Origin of the sequence: Mannheimia granulomatis (assembly GCF_011455695.1) — a bacterium.
Taxonomy (GTDB): domain Bacteria; phylum Pseudomonadota; class Gammaproteobacteria; order Enterobacterales; family Pasteurellaceae; genus Mannheimia; species Mannheimia granulomatis_A.
On record NZ_CP015030.1, the window covers coordinates 1,475,898 to 1,497,287 of the forward strand.

At 38.8% G+C, this 21,390-nt stretch carries 24 protein-coding genes; 9 read left to right on the forward strand and 15 right to left on the reverse strand.

Going from position 1 to position 21,390, the window contains the following annotated elements; genetic code table 11:
* Positions 1-41 precede the first annotated feature (41 nt).
* The 4 genes from A4G16_RS07025 to A4G16_RS07040 form a co-directional block, all read right to left on the reverse strand.
* On the reverse strand, positions 42-683 hold the full coding sequence (locus A4G16_RS07025) for a hypothetical protein (protein WP_165889289.1): 642 nt from the start codon (positions 681-683) through the stop codon (positions 42-44).
* Positions 684-1,667 carry an HTH-type transcriptional regulator CysB gene (gene cysB, locus A4G16_RS07030; RefSeq protein WP_165889290.1) on the reverse strand — a complete coding sequence of 328 codons (984 nt, stop codon included), beginning with the start codon at positions 1,665-1,667 and terminating at the stop codon, positions 684-686.
* Position 1,668: 1 nt separating this feature from the next.
* Positions 1,669-2,346, reverse strand: coding sequence for a pyrimidine 5'-nucleotidase (yjjG, locus tag A4G16_RS07035; RefSeq protein WP_165889291.1), 678 nt, complete (start codon positions 2,344-2,346; stop codon positions 1,669-1,671).
* Between the two features lie 147 nt (positions 2,347-2,493).
* Positions 2,494-3,387, reverse strand: a complete 894-nt coding sequence (locus A4G16_RS07040) for a transcriptional regulator GcvA (protein ID WP_165889292.1) — start codon at positions 3,385-3,387, stop codon at positions 2,494-2,496.
* Between the two features lie 447 nt (positions 3,388-3,834).
* Here A4G16_RS07040 and rsgA point away from each other — a divergent pair, with 447 nt between their 5' ends.
* Genes rsgA through A4G16_RS07060 form a run of 4 tightly spaced genes read left to right on the forward strand, consistent with a single transcriptional unit; the run spans position 3,835 to position 6,209 of the window.
* On the forward strand, positions 3,835-4,872 hold the full coding sequence (gene rsgA / locus A4G16_RS07045; RefSeq protein WP_165889293.1) for a small ribosomal subunit biogenesis GTPase RsgA: 1,038 nt from the start codon (positions 3,835-3,837) through the stop codon (positions 4,870-4,872).
* A gap of 1 nt (position 4,873) precedes the next feature.
* On the forward strand, positions 4,874-5,467 hold the full coding sequence (gene rnhB / locus A4G16_RS07050; protein WP_165889294.1) for a ribonuclease HII: 594 nt from the start codon (positions 4,874-4,876) through the stop codon (positions 5,465-5,467).
* 12 nt (positions 5,468-5,479) lie between these two features.
* Entirely contained in the window at positions 5,480-5,839 is a 360-nt protein-coding gene (gene hinT, locus A4G16_RS07055; protein WP_165889295.1) for a purine nucleoside phosphoramidase, read from the forward strand.
* A 1-nt stretch (position 5,840) separates the two neighbouring features.
* A complete protein-coding gene (locus A4G16_RS07060; protein ID WP_165889296.1) occupies positions 5,841-6,209 on the forward strand; it encodes a YcfL family protein in 369 nt (122 codons plus the stop codon).
* A 35-nt stretch (positions 6,210-6,244) separates the two neighbouring features.
* Here A4G16_RS07060 and A4G16_RS07065 read toward each other — a convergent pair whose 3' ends face one another.
* The 5 genes from A4G16_RS07065 to proQ all read right to left on the reverse strand — a co-directional run bounded on the left by A4G16_RS07065 (position 6,245) and on the right by proQ (position 11,852).
* Positions 6,245-6,874: an MBL fold metallo-hydrolase gene (locus tag A4G16_RS07065; RefSeq protein ID WP_165889297.1), complete on the reverse strand. Its 630-nt coding sequence runs from the start codon at positions 6,872-6,874 to the stop codon at positions 6,245-6,247.
* A 16-nt stretch (positions 6,875-6,890) separates the two neighbouring features.
* Positions 6,891-7,445, reverse strand: a complete 555-nt coding sequence (locus tag A4G16_RS07070) for a YcbK family protein (RefSeq protein WP_027074068.1) — start codon at positions 7,443-7,445, stop codon at positions 6,891-6,893.
* Between the two features lie 180 nt (positions 7,446-7,625).
* Positions 7,626-9,140 carry a L,D-transpeptidase family protein gene (locus A4G16_RS07075; RefSeq protein ID WP_165889298.1) on the reverse strand — a complete coding sequence of 505 codons (1,515 nt, stop codon included), beginning with the start codon at positions 9,138-9,140 and terminating at the stop codon, positions 7,626-7,628.
* An 85-nt stretch (positions 9,141-9,225) separates the two neighbouring features.
* On the reverse strand, positions 9,226-11,238 hold the full coding sequence (gene prc, locus A4G16_RS07080; protein ID WP_165889299.1) for a carboxy terminal-processing peptidase: 2,013 nt from the start codon (positions 11,236-11,238) through the stop codon (positions 9,226-9,228).
* A gap of 101 nt (positions 11,239-11,339) precedes the next feature.
* The gene (gene proQ, locus A4G16_RS07085; RefSeq protein ID WP_165889918.1) at positions 11,340-11,852 is read right to left on the reverse strand and encodes an RNA chaperone ProQ; all 513 of its coding nucleotides are present in this window, start codon (positions 11,850-11,852) and stop codon (positions 11,340-11,342) included.
* 364 nt (positions 11,853-12,216) lie between these two features.
* Between proQ and A4G16_RS07090 the strand changes: the two genes are divergently transcribed.
* Positions 12,217-12,429, forward strand: a complete 213-nt coding sequence (locus A4G16_RS07090; protein ID WP_027074064.1) for a cold-shock protein — start codon at positions 12,217-12,219, stop codon at positions 12,427-12,429.
* Between the two features lie 55 nt (positions 12,430-12,484).
* Here A4G16_RS07090 and A4G16_RS07095 read toward each other — a convergent pair whose 3' ends face one another.
* On the reverse strand, positions 12,485-13,642 hold the full coding sequence (locus A4G16_RS07095; RefSeq protein WP_165889300.1) for a 3-phenylpropionate MFS transporter: 1,158 nt from the start codon (positions 13,640-13,642) through the stop codon (positions 12,485-12,487).
* The gene (proC, locus tag A4G16_RS07100; RefSeq protein ID WP_165889301.1) at positions 13,639-14,457 is read right to left on the reverse strand and encodes a pyrroline-5-carboxylate reductase; all 819 of its coding nucleotides are present in this window, start codon (positions 14,455-14,457) and stop codon (positions 13,639-13,641) included. The genes A4G16_RS07095 and proC overlap by 4 nt, the downstream gene beginning before the upstream one ends.
* 87 nt (positions 14,458-14,544) lie before the next feature.
* Here proC and rdgC point away from each other — a divergent pair, with 87 nt between their 5' ends.
* From rdgC to argE, 4 genes are read left to right on the forward strand one after another with little or no spacing between them, the layout of a single operon-like run.
* Positions 14,545-15,453, forward strand: coding sequence for a recombination-associated protein RdgC (gene rdgC / locus A4G16_RS07105; protein ID WP_165889302.1), 909 nt, complete (start codon positions 14,545-14,547; stop codon positions 15,451-15,453).
* 11 nt (positions 15,454-15,464) lie between these two features.
* Positions 15,465-16,073: a beta-phosphoglucomutase family hydrolase gene (locus tag A4G16_RS07110; RefSeq protein WP_165889303.1), complete on the forward strand. Its 609-nt coding sequence runs from the start codon at positions 15,465-15,467 to the stop codon at positions 16,071-16,073.
* 13 nt (positions 16,074-16,086) lie between these two features.
* Positions 16,087-16,860, forward strand: a complete 774-nt coding sequence (locus tag A4G16_RS07115) for a DUF998 domain-containing protein (protein WP_165889304.1) — start codon at positions 16,087-16,089, stop codon at positions 16,858-16,860.
* A gap of 12 nt (positions 16,861-16,872) precedes the next feature.
* Positions 16,873-18,018 (forward strand): acetylornithine deacetylase, encoded by a 1,146-nt coding sequence (gene argE, locus A4G16_RS07120; protein ID WP_165889305.1) that lies wholly within the window; start codon positions 16,873-16,875, stop codon positions 18,016-18,018.
* A 67-nt stretch (positions 18,019-18,085) separates the two neighbouring features.
* Here the strand turns inward: argE and dolP are convergent, their stop codons facing one another.
* The 4 genes from dolP to A4G16_RS07140 are packed head-to-tail and all read right to left on the reverse strand — an operon-like array spanning position 18,086 to position 21,347.
* On the reverse strand, positions 18,086-18,676 hold the full coding sequence (gene dolP / locus A4G16_RS07125; protein WP_165889306.1) for a division/outer membrane stress-associated lipid-binding lipoprotein: 591 nt from the start codon (positions 18,674-18,676) through the stop codon (positions 18,086-18,088).
* Positions 18,677-18,685: 9 nt separating this feature from the next.
* On the reverse strand, positions 18,686-19,270 hold the full coding sequence (locus tag A4G16_RS07130) for a D-sedoheptulose-7-phosphate isomerase (RefSeq protein ID WP_165889307.1): 585 nt from the start codon (positions 19,268-19,270) through the stop codon (positions 18,686-18,688).
* Positions 19,271-19,279: 9 nt separating this feature from the next.
* Positions 19,280-19,651 (reverse strand): YraN family protein, encoded by a 372-nt coding sequence (locus A4G16_RS07135; RefSeq protein WP_042801494.1) that lies wholly within the window; start codon positions 19,649-19,651, stop codon positions 19,280-19,282.
* Positions 19,626-21,347 carry a penicillin-binding protein activator gene (locus A4G16_RS07140; RefSeq protein ID WP_165889308.1) on the reverse strand — a complete coding sequence of 574 codons (1,722 nt, stop codon included), beginning with the start codon at positions 21,345-21,347 and terminating at the stop codon, positions 19,626-19,628. Before A4G16_RS07140 ends, A4G16_RS07135 begins: the two co-directional genes overlap by 26 nt.
* Positions 21,348-21,390 lie beyond the last annotated feature (43 nt).

Here is a 21,390-nt window from a genome sequence, read left to right on the forward strand (position 1 = left end):
TTTGCAAAATATAGGCAAAATTAGACCGCTTGTTCCTATAGTTACTGAAAACTATCAAACGTTAGCTCGTAGTTGTCGCCATCACGACTATAGGCGATATAGCGAGGGAATTTTTCACCCTCATATTTTTTGACAGTAATGTCTTTGTTATCACTGGTTCTGAATTTATAAGTAATTTCCTTATAGCTCTTACCACCTGATTTTACATCTCTTTGCGATTTACGTAACTGTACATTTGGTGTTGGATAAAGCTTTTTACCATTAGTTGTTTGAAAACTTGCAGGTAATTTATCGTAATAACTCAGCTGGAAGGCAGTGGTAAACAAATCATAAGTCGGCATTGTTAAAGCTTCCTGTTTTAGCGGCTCTTTTACTTTTCCGTATCTCACTGTTTTTGAATCTATCTCTGCCATGGCATAAGTCTTGCCGTTACGAGTATCTCTATAACTCAACATATTAAACTGCCCGTTTTTTTCCGTTCCTTTAGCAGAAAAGACAATGTTATATAAAGGTACGTTAATTTTAGCCTGAATATTATATTGTCCGCCTCCATTATTGAAATTAATATAAGCTGGCATTAAATAATTCGAGCTATATTTAATCTTAAAACTGTCTGCATAAGCAGTTGAAATTAATCCAGAAATTGTAACAATAGAGACTGTGAGTTTCTGCCAAATTTTCATCTATTTCTCCTCTAAATATATACTCTCGAACAATCTTAAGATAGCATTCTTATCTCTTAATTGTTCCGCTTTCTCTACCTGTGCTCTGGTTAAGTGTGGTGAGAAATAATTAATAAAATCATACATATAATTACGAAGGAAGCTTCCCCGTTTAAACGCAATTTGAGTCATACTCGATTGAAATAAATGACTTGCTTTAATTGCAACCAAATCTTTATCTGACTCTGTATATGCCATAGAAGCCATAATACCAACGCCTAATCCTAATCTAACATAGGTTTTAATCACATCTGCATCGGTTGCGGTAAACACAATATTCGGTAAAATACCTTCTTTATTGAAAGCATGATCCAAATCTGACTGACCAGTAAAGCCGAATGTGTAAGTAATCAAATCATATTTACCTAGTTCTTCGACAGTCAAATCTTCACTTTGGTTCATAAAAGTTGCCAGCGGATGGTCTGGTCTCACAATAACTGAACGATTCCACCAATAACATGGTAATAAAATCGCCTCTTCGAATAAATACTGAGCTTCTGTGGTAATAGCTAAATCAACTTCTCCTGCCATTAAAGCATCATGAATCTGATTAGGTGAACCTTGATGCAAATGCAAACTCACATCAGGATAACGAACCTTAAATTTATTAATTACATCCGGCAACATATAGCGTGCTTGTGTGTTTGTAGTCGCAATACGTAATACGCCTTTATTCGGCCGAGTGTGTTCTTCAGCAACTGATCTGATACTTTGTGTTTTCACCAACAACTCGCGGGCAATTGCTACAATTTTCTCGCCTGCAGGGGTTAATGATTTTACATGCTTTCCGTTACGCTCAAAAATATTAACACCGAGTTCACTCTCTAGCAAACGCACTTGTTTACTGATTCCCGGTTGTGAAGTGTAAAGAGCTTCCGCCGCTTCTGTAATATTTAAATTTTGGTTTACAATTTCAACGATATAGCGTAGCTGTTGCAATTTCATATTATTTTCCTTCTACAATCTCAATAATCTGTTTAATGTTATGAATCTCATAAGTTGGCTTAATGTGGGTTTCATTGTCTATTTTTGATACATTTAGCCAACAAGTATCAATACCCGAATTATTCCCGCCTAAAATATCGGATGCCAGAGTATCACCTACCATTAAAACTTTGGTTCGATCAAATTCATCCATCAATGCAAAGGCATAATCAAAAACCTGACGGTCTGGCTTTGCAGCTCCAATTTGTTCGGACACCACTAAGATTTCAAAAAAATGCTCGGTTTGGGTATTGAGTAACCGCTTTTGTTGCAACTCGGTAAAACCATTGGTAATAATGCCCATTTTAACTTTACCGTACAAAGCATTGAGCGTTTCAATAACACCTTCTAAAGGTTTACTCACCCACGCCATTTCCTCCATTAATTCTTGATTTAATTGGAAAGGCGTTACACCTGTTTGTTCAGATAATTTCGCAAATCGCCGAGTTTGAATATCTTGTGCTGTGATTTCGTTATTTTGGTAAGCAACCCACAAAGGCTTATTTATTGCCTGAAATTCCTGATAGTCTTGCTCGCTAAAATCAATTTGATAGCGAGCCAACATTGATTTTAACCCGAGATACGAATTGAACGAAAACAAGGTTTCATCCGCATCAAATAATATCCATTGATATCTCATAATCTTCCTTTTAATACAACAAGCGGTTAGATTTCAGTATTCTTTAGCACAAACACTTGCATTTGAATATTAGCTTTACAAACGGCTCTGAATGAGAGAGCAATAAGTAAAAAATCACTAAAATTTAACCGCTTAATAAATAGGCAACTAAGCACAGCACTCTTTCATTTTCTGCTGAATCCACTCAACAAAACATTGCACTTTCGGCACCTGCGATGATTGAGGAGAATAGACAACATAAAATGATTTTTCATCAAATAATGTGGTAGGAAAAGGCTCAATTAATGTACCTTTCTCAATTTCATGTTGAGCCAGAACTTGATTGGCAATTGCCACACCTTGTTGATGCATAGCGGCTTGTAACACCATAAAGGTATGGCTGAACATAGAACCTGTTTCAGCATCTACTTTGTCTTGAATATTTAAATGCTCCACCATACTTTTCCATTTATTATAAGTTGATGAATAGAGTAAAGTTTTATCCACAAGATCTTCAGCACTACTTATTCTATTCTGTGCCAAATATTCTGGTGAAGCTAAAATCACAATACGAGATTCCGTCAAACGAATAGACTGTAGATCGCTCCAGTCTCCACTGCCATAATAAATAGCAACATCAATTTCTTTGCCTAATAATCCTTCATCATGATCAACCCCTTTAATTCTAACCTCAATTTCAGGGTATTTCTCATGAAAATCCGCCAAACGAGGGACTAGCCAATGCATACCAAACGTTTGGGGAACACTAATAGTTAGGATCTGACGACAACTTTGCTGGCGAATCTTATCGGTTGCTAACGCAATTTGTTCCAATAAGGGCTGCACTTCATAAAAATACTGAGCACCTAATTCCGTCAGTTCCAACAAACGATTACGACGATGAAATAAAGACACACCGAGAAAATCTTCCAGTAATTTAATTTGATGGCTTACAGCCGCTTGCGTTACAAATAAATCTTCTGCCGCTTTGGTAAAATTCAAATGACGAGCAGCCGATTCGAATGCTTTTAATGCATTTAATGGTGGGAGTTTTATATTCATATAGTTTCAATTAATGATGATTGCCCATGAAGGTACAACCATTATTTTTTCTGATAGTTTAAATTAAAAAATTTCGTTTGATACGTTACATAAGAGGCTATAAAATTACGCCCATACTTAGATGGATAGTCGTAGAAGATATTTCTACTCCTAAATTTTAAGTATGATGTTGTGTTTGCATATTGGTCTAGGAAACTAGACTAGAGTAACTAAAGTTACTCGTTTCACTTCCTGTATATTTTGAACCGTATTGGTTTATAACCGCCCACTTTGGGCGGTTTTTTTCTAGCTATATAGCCTCTCAAACATTTAGGTATAATTCTATCTTATTCATTATTTTTATTCTAGCCCTTATTCCCTTTTATTCTATGAATTTAGACTATTATAGAGGGGTGTTTTATAGTATGCTAATCTATAAACCTTGATATTAAAAGACTGAGAATTCCCTTGAGTAAACGAAGACTAACCCATAACCAACAACGCAGAATTCAATCGAATCACCACAAACGTATCAATAAAAAAGAAGCTGAATGGCAAGATGATATGTTAGGTGAAATCCAGCAAGGTATTGTAGTTACCCGGCATGCCAAGCATGCTGATGTTGAAACCGAGCAGGGAGAAATCTTCCGCTGCAATCTACGACGGACCTTAAAAAATGTAGTAGTTGGCGATATCGTCTCTTGGCGTAAGGGTAGCGAGCAATTACAAGGTATAAGCGGTGTGATTGAAGCCGTATTCCCACGTAAAAACGAGCTTACTCGCCCAGATTATTATGATGGCATTAAAGTAATGGCCTCAAATATTGACCAAATTATTATTGTGTCTGCCGTGCTACCTACACTTTCATTGAATATTATCGATCGTTATTTAGTGATTTGTGAAACTGCAAACATTCCAGCTCTCATTGTGCTAAATAAAATTGATTTATTAGATGAATCAGAGAGAAAAGTGGTTCAAGAACAATTAAAAATTTACGAAGAAATTGGCTATAAAACACTTTGTTTATCTGCCGATACCGGGGAAAATATGGATGCCTTACATCAATATTTAGCCAAAGGTACCTCTATTTTTGTCGGACAATCCGGTGTCGGCAAATCAAGCCTTATCAATCAACTGATACCTGAAGTTAATGCACTAACCGGTTCAGTAAGCGATGTATCTGGCTTAGGACAGCATACCACTACAGCCTCTCGCTTATATCATTTATCACAAGGCGGTAACTTAATTGATTCACCGGGAATACGTGAGTTCGGTCTGTGGCATTTAGAACCCGAACAAATTACCTTAGGCTATCGTGAATTTCAATCTGTGCTAGGCACCTGCAAATTCCGTGATTGCAAACACAAAGCCGACCCAGGTTGTGCATTAAGGCAAGCGGTCGAAAATGGCGAAATTTCTGCAATTCGCTTTGAAAATTACCATCGCCTAATTGAAAGCCGGGCAGAAAGCAAAAGCCAACGTCATTTTAGAACAGAAGATTTATAATATGAATGAATTTTTATATCCTAACGCCCAACTAATTGCCGGCGTCGATGAAGTCGGTCGTGGTCCTTTAGTCGGGGCTGTCGTTACAGCTGCGGTGATTTTAGATCCAAATAATCCGATTGAAGGCTTAGCTGATTCTAAAAAGCTCTCTGAGAAAAAGCGTCTTGCCTTAGCTGAAGAAATCAAAGCTAAAGCGTTAAGTTGGTCACTTGGACGCGCAGAACCGGCTGAAATCGATACACTTAATATTTTACATGCTACAATGTTGGCAATGCAGAGAGCGGTAGCTGGATTACATATTCAGCCCGATTTTGTTTTGGTGGATGGCAACCGTATCCCCAAACTAGTAATGCCTGCTCAAGCGGTAGTAAAAGGTGACAGCTTGGTGGCAGAAATCAGTGCTGCTTCAATTTTAGCGAAAGTTGCCCGCGATCAAGAAATGGCTCAGCTAGACCAGCTTCACCCCGAATATGGCTTTGCTCAACATAAAGGGTACCCAACCAAGCTGCATTTTGAAAAATTAGTAGAATTTGGTGCAACGCCTTATCACCGTAAAAGCTTTGCACCGGTCAGAAAAGTGCTTAATTTAGATTAAAAGGAACATACTATGCCTCAAGAATATCAAGAAACCATTTTTACTAAAATTATCAATAAAGAAATTCCGGCAAATATCGTCTATCAAGATGAGCTGGTAACTGCATTTCGCGATATTGCCCCACAAGCACCAACACATATTTTAATTATTCCGAATAAATTTATCCCAACAGTAAACCATATAACTGCTGAAGATGAATTAGCACTTGGTCGGTTATTTACCGTTGCAGCAAAATTGGCTAAAGAAGAAGGTATTGCAGAAGACGGATATCGATTAGTAATGAACTGCAATAAAAACGGCGGACAAGAAGTGTTCCATATCCATATGCACTTACTTGGTGGACAAAAATTAGGCCCTTTAGTGACTAAATAATATGATGAAATCGCTTTCCATTATTGCAATTTTTTCGATGTTTTTGACCGCTTGTGCCGGTAAACCTGTCAGCTATTTACCCAAAAGCTCAAGCCCTATTGTAAATATCGAAGCGAATATTGCAGACCACATTGAATTAGAGACTGATAATAAACAATTTGCGACGACAAATTCGAGTGAATTTCCGCTTAATATCGCTTACAAACTTTTTTGGTATGATAAAGATGGCGTAACACAATCATTTAACAATACAGATAGCACTCCTTGGCAATATTTATGGTTGCAACCCAAGCAGAAACAGTTTGTCACCTTAACCAAGCCCACTCCAGAATCTATCAGTTACCGTCTCTATTTACGCGGGAATAGATAGCAAAAAAGCAGATCATTCAACGATCTGCTTTTTTATTATTTCAAAAACGGATTACTTTGTTTTTCACGCCCAATAGTGGTATGTGAACCATGTCCCGGCACAATAATAAAGTCATCTTCCAGATCAAACATTTTAGTTCGGATAGTCTCCAATAATTGAGCATGACTGCCCATATAAAGATCTGTTCTCCCAATACTGTTTTGGAATAATACATCACCACTAAAAGCAATTTTATTCTCAAAATCAAAAAAGCCGATATGTCCTGGTGCATGGCCGGGTAAGTGGCGAATTTGATATTTTAGACTTCCAACTTCAACTATATCACCTTCTTCCAACCAGTAATCGGGCAAGCAAGCCTCAACGAGAGGTAACCCAAACTGTTGGCACATTTCCGGCAAACGCTCAAATAAAGGTTTATCTGCAATATTTGAACCAAAAACCTCAACATCAAAGTGATTTTTTACCTTCTCCACCGCCATAATATGATCTAAATGCGCATGGGTAATCAGTAATTTTTGCACTTTTAAATTTTGAGATTCCACAAATTGAATGATACGTTCAGCATCATCACCGGCATCAATAATTGCCGCGTTTTTGTTTTCGTCCCATATAACAGTACAGTTTTGTTGAAAGGGACTGACTGGAATAATTTGCAAATTAAACATCAAATATAACCGCTTGTTAGCCTCGCCATGTACGTACCGGACCAGTATCTACGTGAACAAAATTGCTACGTGGATAATAGCCTACCCCACCGTTATTTAAGCTCTCTGCTGCTTGTCTGACCTTATTTAGTGGTACACCTGACACTTGGAAATCCACTGCCTGCCCGCGAATATGGTAACTATGACTTGCTACACCACGGCTTCTCATACGCATTCTGGCATTAGTTTGTGCCGAACGATAACCGCTTAAGACGAGAATTTCGGCATTATGAAAACCTAAACGGCGTTGGAGCTGATTCAATTTAACAAATAATCTTGGATCAATTGCTTTTACTTGGTTGATATGGCGATCTCGCATTAAGTAATTTAAGTGCCCGAGATCAGTTTTGTTGAGTCCACCCACACCAAATTTGGCTGTATAGGTATCACCTGTATTAATATTGCGAAAACGCAATGCAACAGGGGCTGGTGTAGAAAGCGCTGCCATCACTTGACCCGGCAGAAGGCTAGCCCCTAAAACAAGTCCACCGAGTGATAACCACTTACGGCGTTGAACATCAATTTGTTTCATTTTTACCTCATAGGTTAGCTACTGATTTATAGAAAATAGCTCAACTATTAACCATTTTCTATAAACCATAAAAAGTAGGAAAATAAAATTTAAGTCATAAGTTATGAGTAACTTCCAAGTCTAAAAAGTTCCAAGAAGACTAAAATTCTTCCTGGAACTCACAAAATTTAACAACCCGAACTAAATCAAACTTCTCACTTTATTCCAATTAATTGAAGTTTGCGGAATTTTTACATCAAAGTTATAGATATCCGGTAAAGTTTGCACTTTTCCACCTTCAACCCAAGCAGTAACATAATATAGATAAACCGGATTATCTGATTGGATTTGTGCTGAAGTGGTTTTTTTGCTCTCTAATACTTTGTTTTTCTTATCTACGCTCCAACCTGCTTCTTTTAGCAGAATAGAGGCTAACTCATCTGATTTTGCCACACGTACACAGCCAGAGCTTAAAGCACGGTCAGTTTTTCCGAATAAGCCATGATTTGGAGTATCATGTAAATAAATCGCATCAGAACTTGGCATATTGAATTTATAACGCCCTAAAGCACTGTCATCACCTGCTTTCTGACGAATGCGATATGGTGTACTTTTTGCATTGATATATTGAGACCAATTCACACTACGAGCATTAATTTTATTACCGTTACCATCCAGAATCTCTAGACTGGCACGATCAGCATACCCTGGATCACGAGCTAGCTTCGGCACAATATCTTTAGTCATAATACTGGTTGGTACATTCCAAGGCGGGTTAACAACCACATTACTCAATTTGCTGTACATCACCGGGGTACGACGCTCATTACGTCCAACAATCACCTTAGATTGTAAAGCTAAAGCCCCATCACGGAAATAATATAATTGATAGCTTGGAATATTAACGAAAATGCCGTTATTGAAATTCGGAATAATACGCAAACGCTGTGCATTTAACGCCAATTTATAAAATGACGTTCCCTGAGCAGCTTCCCCACTGTTTTTACCTTTTTTCGCAAAACCACCTGCCATGGCAAGCACTCTTTCTGTAGTATCACGATATAGATGGTTTCTTGGCACAAGATTAGACACAAATTGCCCCGATTCTCCCTCTCTTACCGCATTTACCCATTTATCAATTTGCTCAGATGACGGAGCCTTTGGACTATAGCTACCTAGACTATATAACCAATTATTCGCATTTTTAAAGACATTTTTACTATAAAATAGATAGTCTAAAAAACCGTCTGTTAAGAGAATATCACGTCCTAATCCTTCCGGCTGATTTAAAATCTGCTGTAATGCTTTGGCTGATTTCGATGATACCCCGCTTGCTGCTAGCAAAGCATACTCTTTTAAAAATACTTTTTCCGCAGCTTTATCATTCCACATCTTAGAAAACTGGCTGTCTAAATACACTTTAGTCGTTGCCTGACTAAGCAATAACGCATTATTACCAATTTCTTGCTTAATTTTAGCTTCAGCCTCAGCAAATTTTCTTGCTTCTTCTTGACGAATTTGTTCTTGCTGTAATGCATAATCTGCTTGCTTCATTAATTCCGCTGCTCGAGCCTGCTGGGCTGCAAAACTCAATTGCGGTAAGATTGTATCTTGAACAACAGGAGCTGCCTCTGCCGGAGCGGTTGTTTGAGCAACTGCAAAGCTCGAAAATGCAAGCATCATAGGTAATAATTTAAAGGTTTTCACCTTAGTCATCCGTTTATCCTTCATTGCAAATTTTTCCAAAAAATAGACCGCTTAGTTACCTAAGCGGCATGTGATGTCCATATTATAAACACATTTATGACTTTTTATCAATTTCTGACCAATCTGCCATCATCTGCACTGCTTCTTTTAAGAAGAAATCCGGAGCTTCATAATCTTTTGGCAAATCATCAATATCTTTTAATGGTTTCTTCCCTTCACGAGCAAAACGAGCGTTAATATCTTTTAAGCGTTTATCATCATCAACTTTGTTTTCTTTTAAACGCTCCACCAAGTTTAATGATAAGAACTTACGCTCATCACGCTCTTTTCGAATAGCGATATTTTCATTTAACACGATAAATTCAGGATGTTTCGCAATACGCTCTTCGTGCTTCGCTGTCAAAGCAGCCACCGCACTTCTTGCATTCCCCGTCTCTTTATAAGTTGCAGCTGGTACTTTATCCCAAGGCAAAGCATTATCTTCAAAGCTTTCGCCTGTTTTCGCTGCATTAATAATTTCAGGGAACTTAATATCCGCATCCACCCCTTTTAATTGGGTACTGCCACCGTTAATACGGTAGAATTTTTGGATCGTATATTGAATAAAGCCGAGCGGTTCCTGATCTAAGTCGTACACAAAGTTCAGTGAGCGGCTTTGTTGCACCGTTCCTTTACCAAAGGTTTGCTGCCCCACGATGATAGCACGGTTATAATCTTGCATTGCAGCGGCAAAAATTTCAGAGGCTGAAGCACTATGGCGATTAATCATCACCATCACTTTACCGTCATATACTGTTTTAGATTCCGGATCTTCATGTACTTTAATACGATTAAAGGCATCTTGCACTTGAACTACCGGACCGTCTTTAATAAATAAGCCGGTTAACTCAATCACTTCCGTTAATGAACCACCGCCATTTTCACGTAAGTCAATAATTAACCCTTCAACGTTTTTCTTATCCATTTCGGTTAAGAGTTTGCGTACATCCGCAGTTAAGCCGATATAGAACGTTGGGATCTTAATTACTCCTACATTCTTACCCTCTACTTTTTCAACGGTCAATTTAGCCGCACTATCCTCAATACGGACTTTATCACGTACAAGAGTAATAATTTTCGCTTTACCGCCTTTTACCGGCTCAATTTCTAAGCGAACTTTTGTCCCTTTTTTACCTTTGATTTTATCGACCACATCATCTAAACGCCAACCGATAACATCTTCGATTTCACCTTTATCTCCTTGACCAACACCGACAATTTTATCACCAACAGCAAGCTTCTTACTGTTAGAAGCAGGTGCACCGGGAACTAAAGATTTAATCGTTGTAACATCATCCTCTTGTGAAAGAGTCGCACCAATCCCTTCTAATGAAAGGTTCATACTCTCTTGGAAGGCTTTTGCCGAACGAGGCGATAAATAGCTGGTATGTGGGTCAATTTCACGCGAGAACGAATTTAAATAACTTTGTAAAATATCGTCAGCCTTCGACTGTGTTAAACGTTTAATAGCGAAGTTATAACGCTTAATTAATGTTTTCTTAATCTCAGGCCATTTTTTACCTTTTAGATATAAATTGATAATGTCATTTTTAACACGCTGCTCCCACAACATATTTGCTTCCTGCTCTGTTGTCGGGAAGGGAGCTTTTTCACGATCAATCTCGATTTGATCAGCACTTTTAAGATCCGGCTCTTTATCTAGTAACGATAATGCATAGCGATAACGCTCATAACGGCGTTTGGACATTAACTCATACATCGAAAATGCCGCATCTAATTTACCTGCATATAAATCGTCATCCAAGGTAGATGCATATTTCGCACGCATTTCCTCAATATCCGATCTAAGAAAGGTATTATGTGCCGGGTCAATCCAATCAATATAACGGTTAAAAATTTTGCCTGCAAACTCATCATTTAATTGGAATTTATAATAATGAGACTGCGTTAAACGAGCGGTAACACGCTTTGTTGATAAGCTATGTTGTTCATTAGGTTTTGGAATGATAATCGCACTTTCTTTAATATCTGGCTGAACAGCCCAAACAGTACTGATAAAAAAGCCCAAGCCAAGTGCAACAATTTTATTTAATTCTTTTAATTTCATATTCTTTTCCAAATGTGCAAGCGGTTATAAAGTTGCAATTTTTTACAAATAATCAACCGCTTGTAAAACAGTAAAATAGCTCAAAAAACTCAGTAAAAGGATTAGTTACGGCCAAATTTACTTGCCAAAGCAGCTAAACTTTCATCTGATGCTGCTTTTTTCACTTTTACATCTGTACGTTTTTTCGCATTTTCTTCACGGGCCTTTTGCTTAAAGTACTCTTTACGTTGTGCTTTACGTTCTTGAGCCTTACGTTCAGCCACCACAGCTTTGGCTGCGGCTAAAGTTTCTGAAGCATGTGCAGCTTCTTGCTCTGTTACCACCCCGGCTTCTTCGCCTTGTAAACCCACACGCGCGACATTAGGTTGACAAGCCGCTAAATAACGCCAAGAATTGGTGTAATTACGTAACACTTGACGCAATAAGGTTTTACTTACTGTTTCCTCCCCAGCCAAAGCCTCCGCCAACTCTTGGAAAAGCCCGATTTTTAAGGGTTTCACCTCACCTTCAAGGCTAAAACAAAGTGGGAATTTTTCTGATAAATAAGCGATTACTTCTTTTGTAGTTGGGTTAGTTTTATTCTGTGTTTGTTCCACTTTTTGTTGCTCTGACATAGATTGTTCCGAAATAAATTGTTCTGACATAATAGTTCCATTTAATCAATTAAATAAAATTTAAACGTTAGATAAAGTTAAATCTAACTGGATACTATATTTGATTTATAAGGCTTCGTCCATATAAATCGCATATTCGTTTTACAAAAACGATAGACTGTTTTTTTGCCTTAATGTTCATAAATGTATAAAAATTGTTTGCGTAAAAAATGAATAAGTGTTGTAATGGCAAAAGCTGTTCGTGCGTTAATTAATAGTTGAATCTTGTTAGTTATTTTCCTCAAGGCAAGTGATTGATAGATACGCCTGTAATATCCCGTTTAGCTATTTTTATCACTTTTTACATTTATATAAGGAAAATGTTATGTCAGCAGTTACTGGTACCGTAAAATGGTTCAACTCAACTAAAGGTTTTGGTTTTATTACCCCTGATCAAGGCGGGAAAGACGTGTTCGTTCACTTTTCTGCAATTGAAGCAAACGGTGGGTACCGTACATTAGAAGATGGTGCAAAAGTTCAATTCGAAATCCAAGATTCAGAACGTGGCGCATCAGCAATCAACGTGAAAACAATCTAATTTTCAACGATTTATTTTGATAAATGCCGACGTAATGTCGGCATTTTTGTATTCTTTATCTTGTAATTTGTACTTCAAATTTCTTCGGCATAATAAAAATTGCCGGCACCACAAAAGCTGCCATTAAGTAGAAAGTCAAACTTGGAGAATTTTGGTATAAAATCCCTGCTACAAAGGTAAACACCGCCATTACCGCACAGCTTGCCAAGCCAAAATAAAGCCCCTGTAACTTAGTTACTCGTTCTGCCGATTGCATAGAAATATAGCGAATTACTGCAATATGTGCAGCCCCAAAAGTTACCGAATGTAAAATTTGTGCCATCATCATCGGCAAAATTGCCGTCGTACTTGCCATTGTTGCCCAACGGATAATGGCAAACACAGCAGATAAAATCATTAAATGGCTAATTTTCCACGATTTAAACAACCGCTTACAGACTAAAAAGAACAAAATTTCTGCCGCAACCGCTAATCCCCAAAGCAGACTTGTCATTTGCGTTGAAATACCGGCACCAGACCAATGAATAGTGCTATAGGTGTAGTAAGCCGCATGTGAAGCCGAAATCAGGGAAACTGCAATCATCACTCTTAAAGTTTCCGGCTCTCTTAATAATTGAAGATAGGTAATGCTTGAGCCTGTCGCTGTAGCCGTTTTTGCCTCAAAACCGACTGTAGGCGAAGCTAATTGCCCAAGCCCCAACAAAGTCAAAAAGCCTATAATTACCCAAACCACCACATCTTGCCCGAATAACCCAATCAAGTATCCTGCAGATAGCGATCCAACCACAAAAGCAATAGAGCCAAATAATCTTGCCTTGCCATAATCTAGACCTATCTGGCGCTGCCAAATAGAGGCAATACTGTCTGCAATCGGCATAGCGCCCGAATTAAAAATCTGAAACAGCATTAATACAGGGAAAAGTAGCCAAAAATTTTCCCCGGAAAAGGCCAATACCAAGGCAGCCAAAAGATTAAACCATGTCAAATAACGAGCAGTGGGAATCAATTGCCCTACCTGCTTCACACATTGAGAGGCAAGCATGCTGCCACAAAAGCGGAACAAATACCCAATTGCAGCCAATAAGCCGATAGTTTCGGTCGAATAACCGTGATGTTTTAACCACACAGGAAGAAAAGGAATCAATACCCCATAGGCACAAAAATAGCCAAAATAGTTAAAGGCTGCCCATTTAAAAGGAGAAACTAACATCATAACGACTGCTCCATTTCTTCCGCTCGGTGAACCGCTGCTCGCATTGCTTTATCCACTGTTTCTTGTAGCTTAGCCTGCTCAAATACCTCAAGGGCTTTAGCCGTTGTGCCACCTTTTGAGGTCACATTTTCGCGTAAAGTAGCCAGTGGCGTTTCCGGATTTTCCACCACTAATTTTGCCGCCCCGAGAGCTGCAGATTGCACGAGAAGTCTGGCATCTTGCTCACTAAAGCCCATCTGCATTGCACTTTGTTGCATTGCCTCCATAAAGCGGAAAAAATATGCCGGACTTGAGCCGGTAATCGCAATAATTTGGTTGATTTTATCTTCCGATTCTACCCAATAACATTTACCAACCGCTGACATCAAACTTTCGGCAAACTCACAAGCGGTCGAATTTACCGATTTTTTTGCAAATAAGCCTGTCATTCCCTCACCGATAAGCGAAGGTGTATTCGGCATAGTACGGATAATATTTTTCGCCGTAGGCAACAGTGCTTCCAAACGTTTCACCGAGATTCCAGCAGCAACGGAAATCACCCATTTCTCGGAAAAATCTACCTCGGCGAATTCAGCACAAACTTCCGCCATCATCTGCGGTTTGACTGCCAACACCACCACATCAGCCTGCTTTACCGCATCCACATTTGCAAAATGTGTGGCAATTCCGACCGCTTGTAATGCCTCACGGCGGGCTAAATTACTTTTATTGCACGCTATCATTTGGGTGGCAGGATAGCCACTTTTCAATAAACCTTGAATAATGGCATACGCCATATTACCAGTGCCGATAAAGGCAAGTTTTTTGTAATTCATCAACAAATTCTCTACTGTGTCGGTTTGGGGTCTGTTAGAATAGTACCATTTTACACCCATTCTACACTTTGGAAAGGATATGCAAAAATGATTTGGTTTAAAAATGTCATGATCTATAAATTAACCAGCGAGCTTTCACTTGAAAATAATGCGTTAGAAGCCTTATTGCAAGAAACGAAATTCACGCCATGCTCCGAACACGATATGAGCAAATTCGGTTGGTCTTGCCCGCTTGCTGGATCGGATTTATTGCAGTTTTCACAAGGTCAGCAATTTTTACTCATTTCGCACAAAGAAGATAAATTATTACCTGCCAACATCATCAAAACAGAAACAGAAAAACGTATTGCCGAACTGGAAGAAAAAGAAGCCCGTAAATTAAAGAAAACTGAAAAACAAGCGATAAAAGATCAGGTAGTTTCGGTATTATTACCACGGGCGTTCAGCAAACACCAATTCACCGCCATTTGGTTGGATTTGGAAAACCAACTGGTTTATGTAGATGCTGCTTCAAGCAAACGTGCAGAAGATACCCTCGCCTTATTGCGTAAAACCTTAGGTTCATTGCCAGTAGTCCCGATTTCTTTTGCCCTACCACCGGCAGAAGTGATGACTAACTGGGTGGCTAAAGGTCATACACCAAACTGGCTGGATTTATTGGAAGAAGCAGAACTCAAATCTTTTGATACCGATAGTGTAATTCGCTGCAAACGCCAAGATTTAGAGTCAGAAGAAATTGTCCAACATTTACAAGCGGGCAAATTTATCACAAAACTTGCAATTGATTGGGAAGCCCATTTTTCTTGCGTACTCAATGAAGATGCTACCTTATCCCGTTTGAAATTTGCCGATGAAGTGCGTGAAAAAAATGATGATATTTTAAAAGAAGATATCGCCCAACGCTTTGATGCCGATTTCTTGCTGATGACTGAAGAACTCAGAACCTTTACGAGCAAAATCATCGAGGAATTTGGCGGTATTAAATCCAGAATTTAGAAAGGAAAATTATGTTAGAACAACATATTATCGACCAATATCAAGCATTAATTTTCGATATGGACGGTACTTTAATCGACACTATGCCAAGCCACGCCAAAGCATGGGAAAAAGTAGGCGAAATCCTAGGCTACCCGATGAATCCCCAAGCAATGTATGAATTAAGTGGATCGACTACCTTTGTGATCGCGCGTGAAATGATGAAGCGAGCCAATATGCCTGAGCATTATTTCGAGCAAGTGGTACAAATGAAACGTGAATTGGGTATGGAAATGATTTTAGAAAACGCTACCCTTTTACCCACATTCGAAATCGTTAAAGCCAATTTAGGCAAAAAACCGATGGCAATCGGCACCGGTTCACACAAGGCAATAGTGAATTTATTAGACAAAAAATTCAATCTCAACCATTATGTTTCAGTCATCGTAGATGCCGATGAGGTCATCAAACACAAGCCCGATCCTGAAACATTCTTAACCTGTGCGGAAAAATTAAATGTTCCACCACAAGATTGCTTAGTCTTTGAAGATGCAGACTTAGGCATACAAGCAGCCCTTAATGCTGGAATGGACGTATTTGATGTGAGAAGCGGTCAAATTACGAAGGCAAATCGCAAATAAATGATAGAGTGATATGAAAACAGAGTGGATTAAACAACTTGTTCAAAAATTAATTCAGATTTCAAAAACAGTCGAAAACTACTTTACCAGCGGTTCATTTGGGGTGAAGTTCTACCCGTTTTTAATGCACCCTTGCGTGCGAAAAAGCTGTGCGTTTTTAATTTTTATTATCGCTATTATTTCCAGCTTTAGCGGACTTTTTTATCTGGTGGCAGAACATTTCACAATTTTATTTAGTGAAAGATCGCTTACAACCTATTTTCACCACAGCACCTTGGAATTACTGATTCCGGTCGGTACGATAATTGATGGCAAAGCCAGCCAATTGTCTCCGCTTTCGATTGTAATGAGTTCAATGTTTATTATACAAGCGGTCGTTTTTTTCTTTATTTATGCAATCGGCATTACGCATATTACACATAATAAATTGCGAGTCATTGGCTTGCTATTATCACTTTGTTTTGCAATTGGCTGTTCTTTGATTACGGGCATTCAACCGACCACGCGGGGCGAATTTGGCATTTACAACTTAGGCGCAAGCATTACTTTTTTAATCGGCAACCTCACACTTTTGATTGCAGGTTTGGATATTTACCACCCCTCAATGAAATTTTTCAAACGCTTTAGTATTACCGCGGGTATTATTGGTGTTATTTGTATTTTAGTGACAATGCTATTGCCAACTATCTTCAGCCCATTAATTGAACGAACCGGCATTTATACTATTATGGTTTGGGAAATTCTTGCCGGCTTTGCCATTATTAAACGTTTAAGAAAATTACCCTAAACAGGAAAAACAATGAAACACAACATTCCCTTTATTCAACGCTATGCTCAACTAATTGAGCTACCGACTATCTCAAGTCTGATTGCACAAGAAGATTTATCCAATCGTTCTCTTATTGAATTGCTTGCCACTTGGCTTGCCGATTTCGGCTTTAAAACTGAGATTCTGGCGGTGGAAGGCAGCCGCAATAAATACAATTTACTTGCTACATTCGGCGAAGGTGAAGGTGGATTATTACTTGCCGGACACACTGACACTGTCCCCTTTGATGACGGAAAATGGACGTTTAATCCATTTAGGCTTACCGAAAAAGAGGGCAAATTATACGGCTTAGGTACCGCTGATATGAAAGGCTTTTTTGCCTTTGTGGTGGATGTAATTGGCCAACTGGATTTATCGCAAATCAAAAAGCCGATTCGTATTCTTGCCACCGCCGATGAAGAAACCACCATGCTTGGGGCGAAAACCTTTGCTCAGCACACTCACATTCGTCCGGATTGTGCCATTATCGGTGAACCGACGTCTCTCAAACCAATTCGAGCGCATAAAGGCCACGTGGGTGAATCAGTAAGAATTACCGGCAAAAGCGGGCATTCAAGTGATCCGAGTAAAGGCATTAATGCGATTGAATTAATGCACGAGTCGATTGGCTATTTGATGAAAATGCGGGATGAACTCCGCCAAAAATATCACAATCCGCTATTTAAAGTGACACACCCCACAATGAATTTCGGCAATATTCAAGGTGGTGATGCGATCAACCGCATTTGTGCTTGCTGTGAGTTACAATTTGATATGCGACCGTTGCCGAATATGGCGGTGGAAGATTTATACACTATGGTGCACGAGCATTTAAAACCTATGCTGGAACAATATGGCGATTTGGTGGAAATCCGCCATCTTCACGACGGCATTCCTGGCTATGAGTGTGAACACTCCGCCCAAATTGTGCAAGTGGTCGAAAAATTACTAGGTGAGAAATGCGATGCTGTCAACTACTGCACCGAAGCACCATTTATTCAACAGCTCTGCCCAACTTTAGTACTCGGCCCCGGCTCCATTGAACAAGCTCACCAGCCTGATGAGTTTTTAGAGCTGAAATATATTGAGCCAACTAAAGCACTACTGACTAAATTAATTCATCATTTTTGTTGCTAACAAGCGGTCAAAAATGGAGAATTTTTTGCAAAAAGAAACGGGTTAAGAAAACTTAACCCGTTTTTTGTTACTGAGCGTAGCTAAATACTTTTACAACCTTAGTTACTCCACTTACATTGCGAGCCGCTTCTGCTGCGGCATCCGCTTGAGTTTGGCTAACTTTCCCCATTAAAAAAACTTCGCTGTTTTCAGTCACAACTTTAATTTCTGTCGCCTTTACTTCGCCATTTACCAAGAGTTTAGATTTAACTTGTGTTGTAATCCAACTGTCTTTCGTAACCTGAGCAAAACCAATTTTCTCTCCTTGGCGAATCTCATTATAAATTTCAGTTACGCCTTCAGCTCCTGCGGCTAAATTTTTCGCACTCTCTACTACATCAAAACTTGGTGCTTGTCCAATAAGCAACACTTTGCCATTATAAGCCACCACGTTAATTCGGGCTTCTTGTTTAATTTGTTCATCCTTATTGATGTTATACGCTACTTTTTCTTCTAAGATTTCATCATCTACTTGTGTACCAGTTGAACGAGGATCTGTTGCTACTTTAGTTGCCACTGCCGCAGAAGTTACAACAGCTGTGGTAATACAACCTTGTAAAGAAATAAAGCCTAACGTCAACAAGCTACCTTTTAAAAGGTGTTTTACTAGTTTATTCATAATATCTCCTTAAGAGAAAAGTAAATGGTCAATAAGTTCACCCAATAAATTCACATAAAAATGATGACTTTCAATTACCCTTAACTCATTGGTAGAAGGGGCTGAAATTTCAATATCACTTTCATCTAACAAACCGAGCGTATGGTTATTTCGACTGCCTGTAAAGGCAATAATATCTAAGTCTAAGCCGTGATTTTTAGCACTATGAATGGCTTGTAACACACTTTCTTCATTGCCGATAGGTGAAAATGCAATAAACAGATCACCTATTTTTGCCACAGCTTGTAGCTGCTTTTTATAGAGACTATCCAGCTCCTGATCTTGAGCCAGTACTCCGGCTAAAATCCCGTTTAACTGCAATTGCACCGCTGCAAAGCTAGGTCTTTCTAATTCATAACGATGCAATAAATGGCTTACTAATAACTCTGCATTGCCATAAGAACGACCATGACCACATACAATCACTTTATTCCCACGTAATAAACACTCTACAATGCGAGTTGCAGCATCACTTAATTTTTGCGGTAGTAATTCTGCTGCTGAAATTTGAGTTTGAATACTTTCAGTAAATCTGTCTTGGATCTTATTTAACATTATTTTTATCTAACCTAAAAAGTTAGGAATCCATAAAGGTATTTGGTTCCCTTCAAATGCAATCACATCAAAACGGCAATTTGCTGTGTCTAAGCTTTGATTTTGTTTCAACAACCACATATTGGCAGCATTTTGCCACTTTTGTTGTTTGCGGTAATCAATACTTTCCACCGCAGAGCCAAAACGATTACTTTTACGCTGACGAACCTCGATAAATACCGTTGTTTGTCCGTCTTGCATAATTAAATCCAATTCGCCGCATTTAAAGGATTGATTAGCAGCAACGAAACGAAGTCCTTGAGCTTCTAAAAACTCTCGGGCTTTTTGCTCATAAATCGACCCTTGCTTCCGTCGATTAATCAGCTTGTTGAATAGCTCCATTACGATACTGCATCCAAGACAAGTTACGTTCGATATTGCAATTTTGTCCTGCTTTTAATTCCCCTGTGAGACCTGAAATTTTATAGCCCGGAATATGGCGGAATTCATTAAATTTAGACGCAATTGCCCAAGCATCAGCCCCCATTGCATATAAACGCATCATTGAGAAATCACTGCTTGCCAGATTTTCTGCTTTTTTATACTCTGCTGAAGAGGTATCAGATAATAATGGCACCTCACTAAATTTTACGCCCTCTAAAGAAGTATAAAAATCAATGCCGTTATTCGGTGAATTACTACGTGATGATGTATAAATAGCCAAACGCTCTTTCAAGGTTGAATTATCTATACCTTGTTTAATCTCCAGTACTTGTTCGGCATTCCCTAACACATATAAACCTGCTTTAGTTACTCCTGCATTTTGAATAGAGGCAACGGAATCAAGCGGTTGATTATAATAACGCACATCCGCATCGGTTTTAGTTAGCTGACGCCACCGTTTAGAGAACGCCTCAGCAGAGCGGTTACCAAAATCATCCTGCGGTGCTGCAACAATCGCCACCGTATGACCATCACGATACATTTTCTCTGCACCGGATTGTGCTTCTGATTCAGGTGATAAACCATAATAACAAACTTGAGGAATACTACGGGCATTTTCGGTCGCATTCAAAGCAAGTACGTTAATATTTTGAATTTCCGAACCGCTTAACATTTCATCTACACGAGATTTCAGCAACGGTCCGACAATAATATTTGCCCCCTGCTGTTTTGCTTGTGAGATTAATGAATTAACATCTGATGCATCAGTATCAAAAGTTTGCACCGCTGTTGGGTCTTCTGCTTTGGCATCATTAAAACCACGTTTGATAATATCCCCTAAAATTTTAGCATCACCGCTTAATGGTAATAATAACGCCACACTATTTAACTGCGTTTGTTGGAAGTTGCTAATACCCTGTAATTCGCTAGGCATTACCGTTACCGCACTATGGCTTGGATATTGATTTTTCCAGTGATTGATTGCCTGTGGCATTTGTGCCGGTGTGGTAACATTTCGGTTATAAATATTAATTAATGCCAGCCAACCTGCCAGTTCTATTTCACCGGCCTCCGGCGTGGCTTTTTCAAGCATGCCACGGTTGGCATCACGCAGAGTCTGCCAGATAAAATCATTATTTTCTTGCCGCTCGCGGTTCATTTTGTAATAACTGTTTAAAAGCGATCTCGCACGCACAATTCCAATCACATCTTTCTGATTTTCCGCAATACGGGCTTGAGTTTGGATATAACGCAAACGCTGTGCTGAGCTTAATAATGGTTCTTGAATCGCTTTTAATTGGCTACTTGCTTGTGCATTTTTACCTTGCAAGGCGGCTAATTGAGCAGAAACTAATGCATATTCCAGTTTTTGTACTTCATTCATCTCAGAAGTCAAAATTTCACTAAAAGTATTTTGTGCCTCATACTCTTTATTTTCATCAATTAATTTACGCACGGCCAAGAGCTGATAAGAGGTTTTATCTTCTTGCTCTTTTGTTTGTTCAGCTTTATTAATATAGAATTCGGAGCTTGAATAAGCTTCGTTTTTAATAGATTCAGTAACAGGATTCACAGATGTACAGGCAGAAATGAAAAGAGCAATTGCAGTTGGTATGAATGCCTTTTTCATACTCAAATTTAAAATAGTTGCCATTGTATTTACCTCTATAGAATATAATGTGCTAAATTTAAAAAAT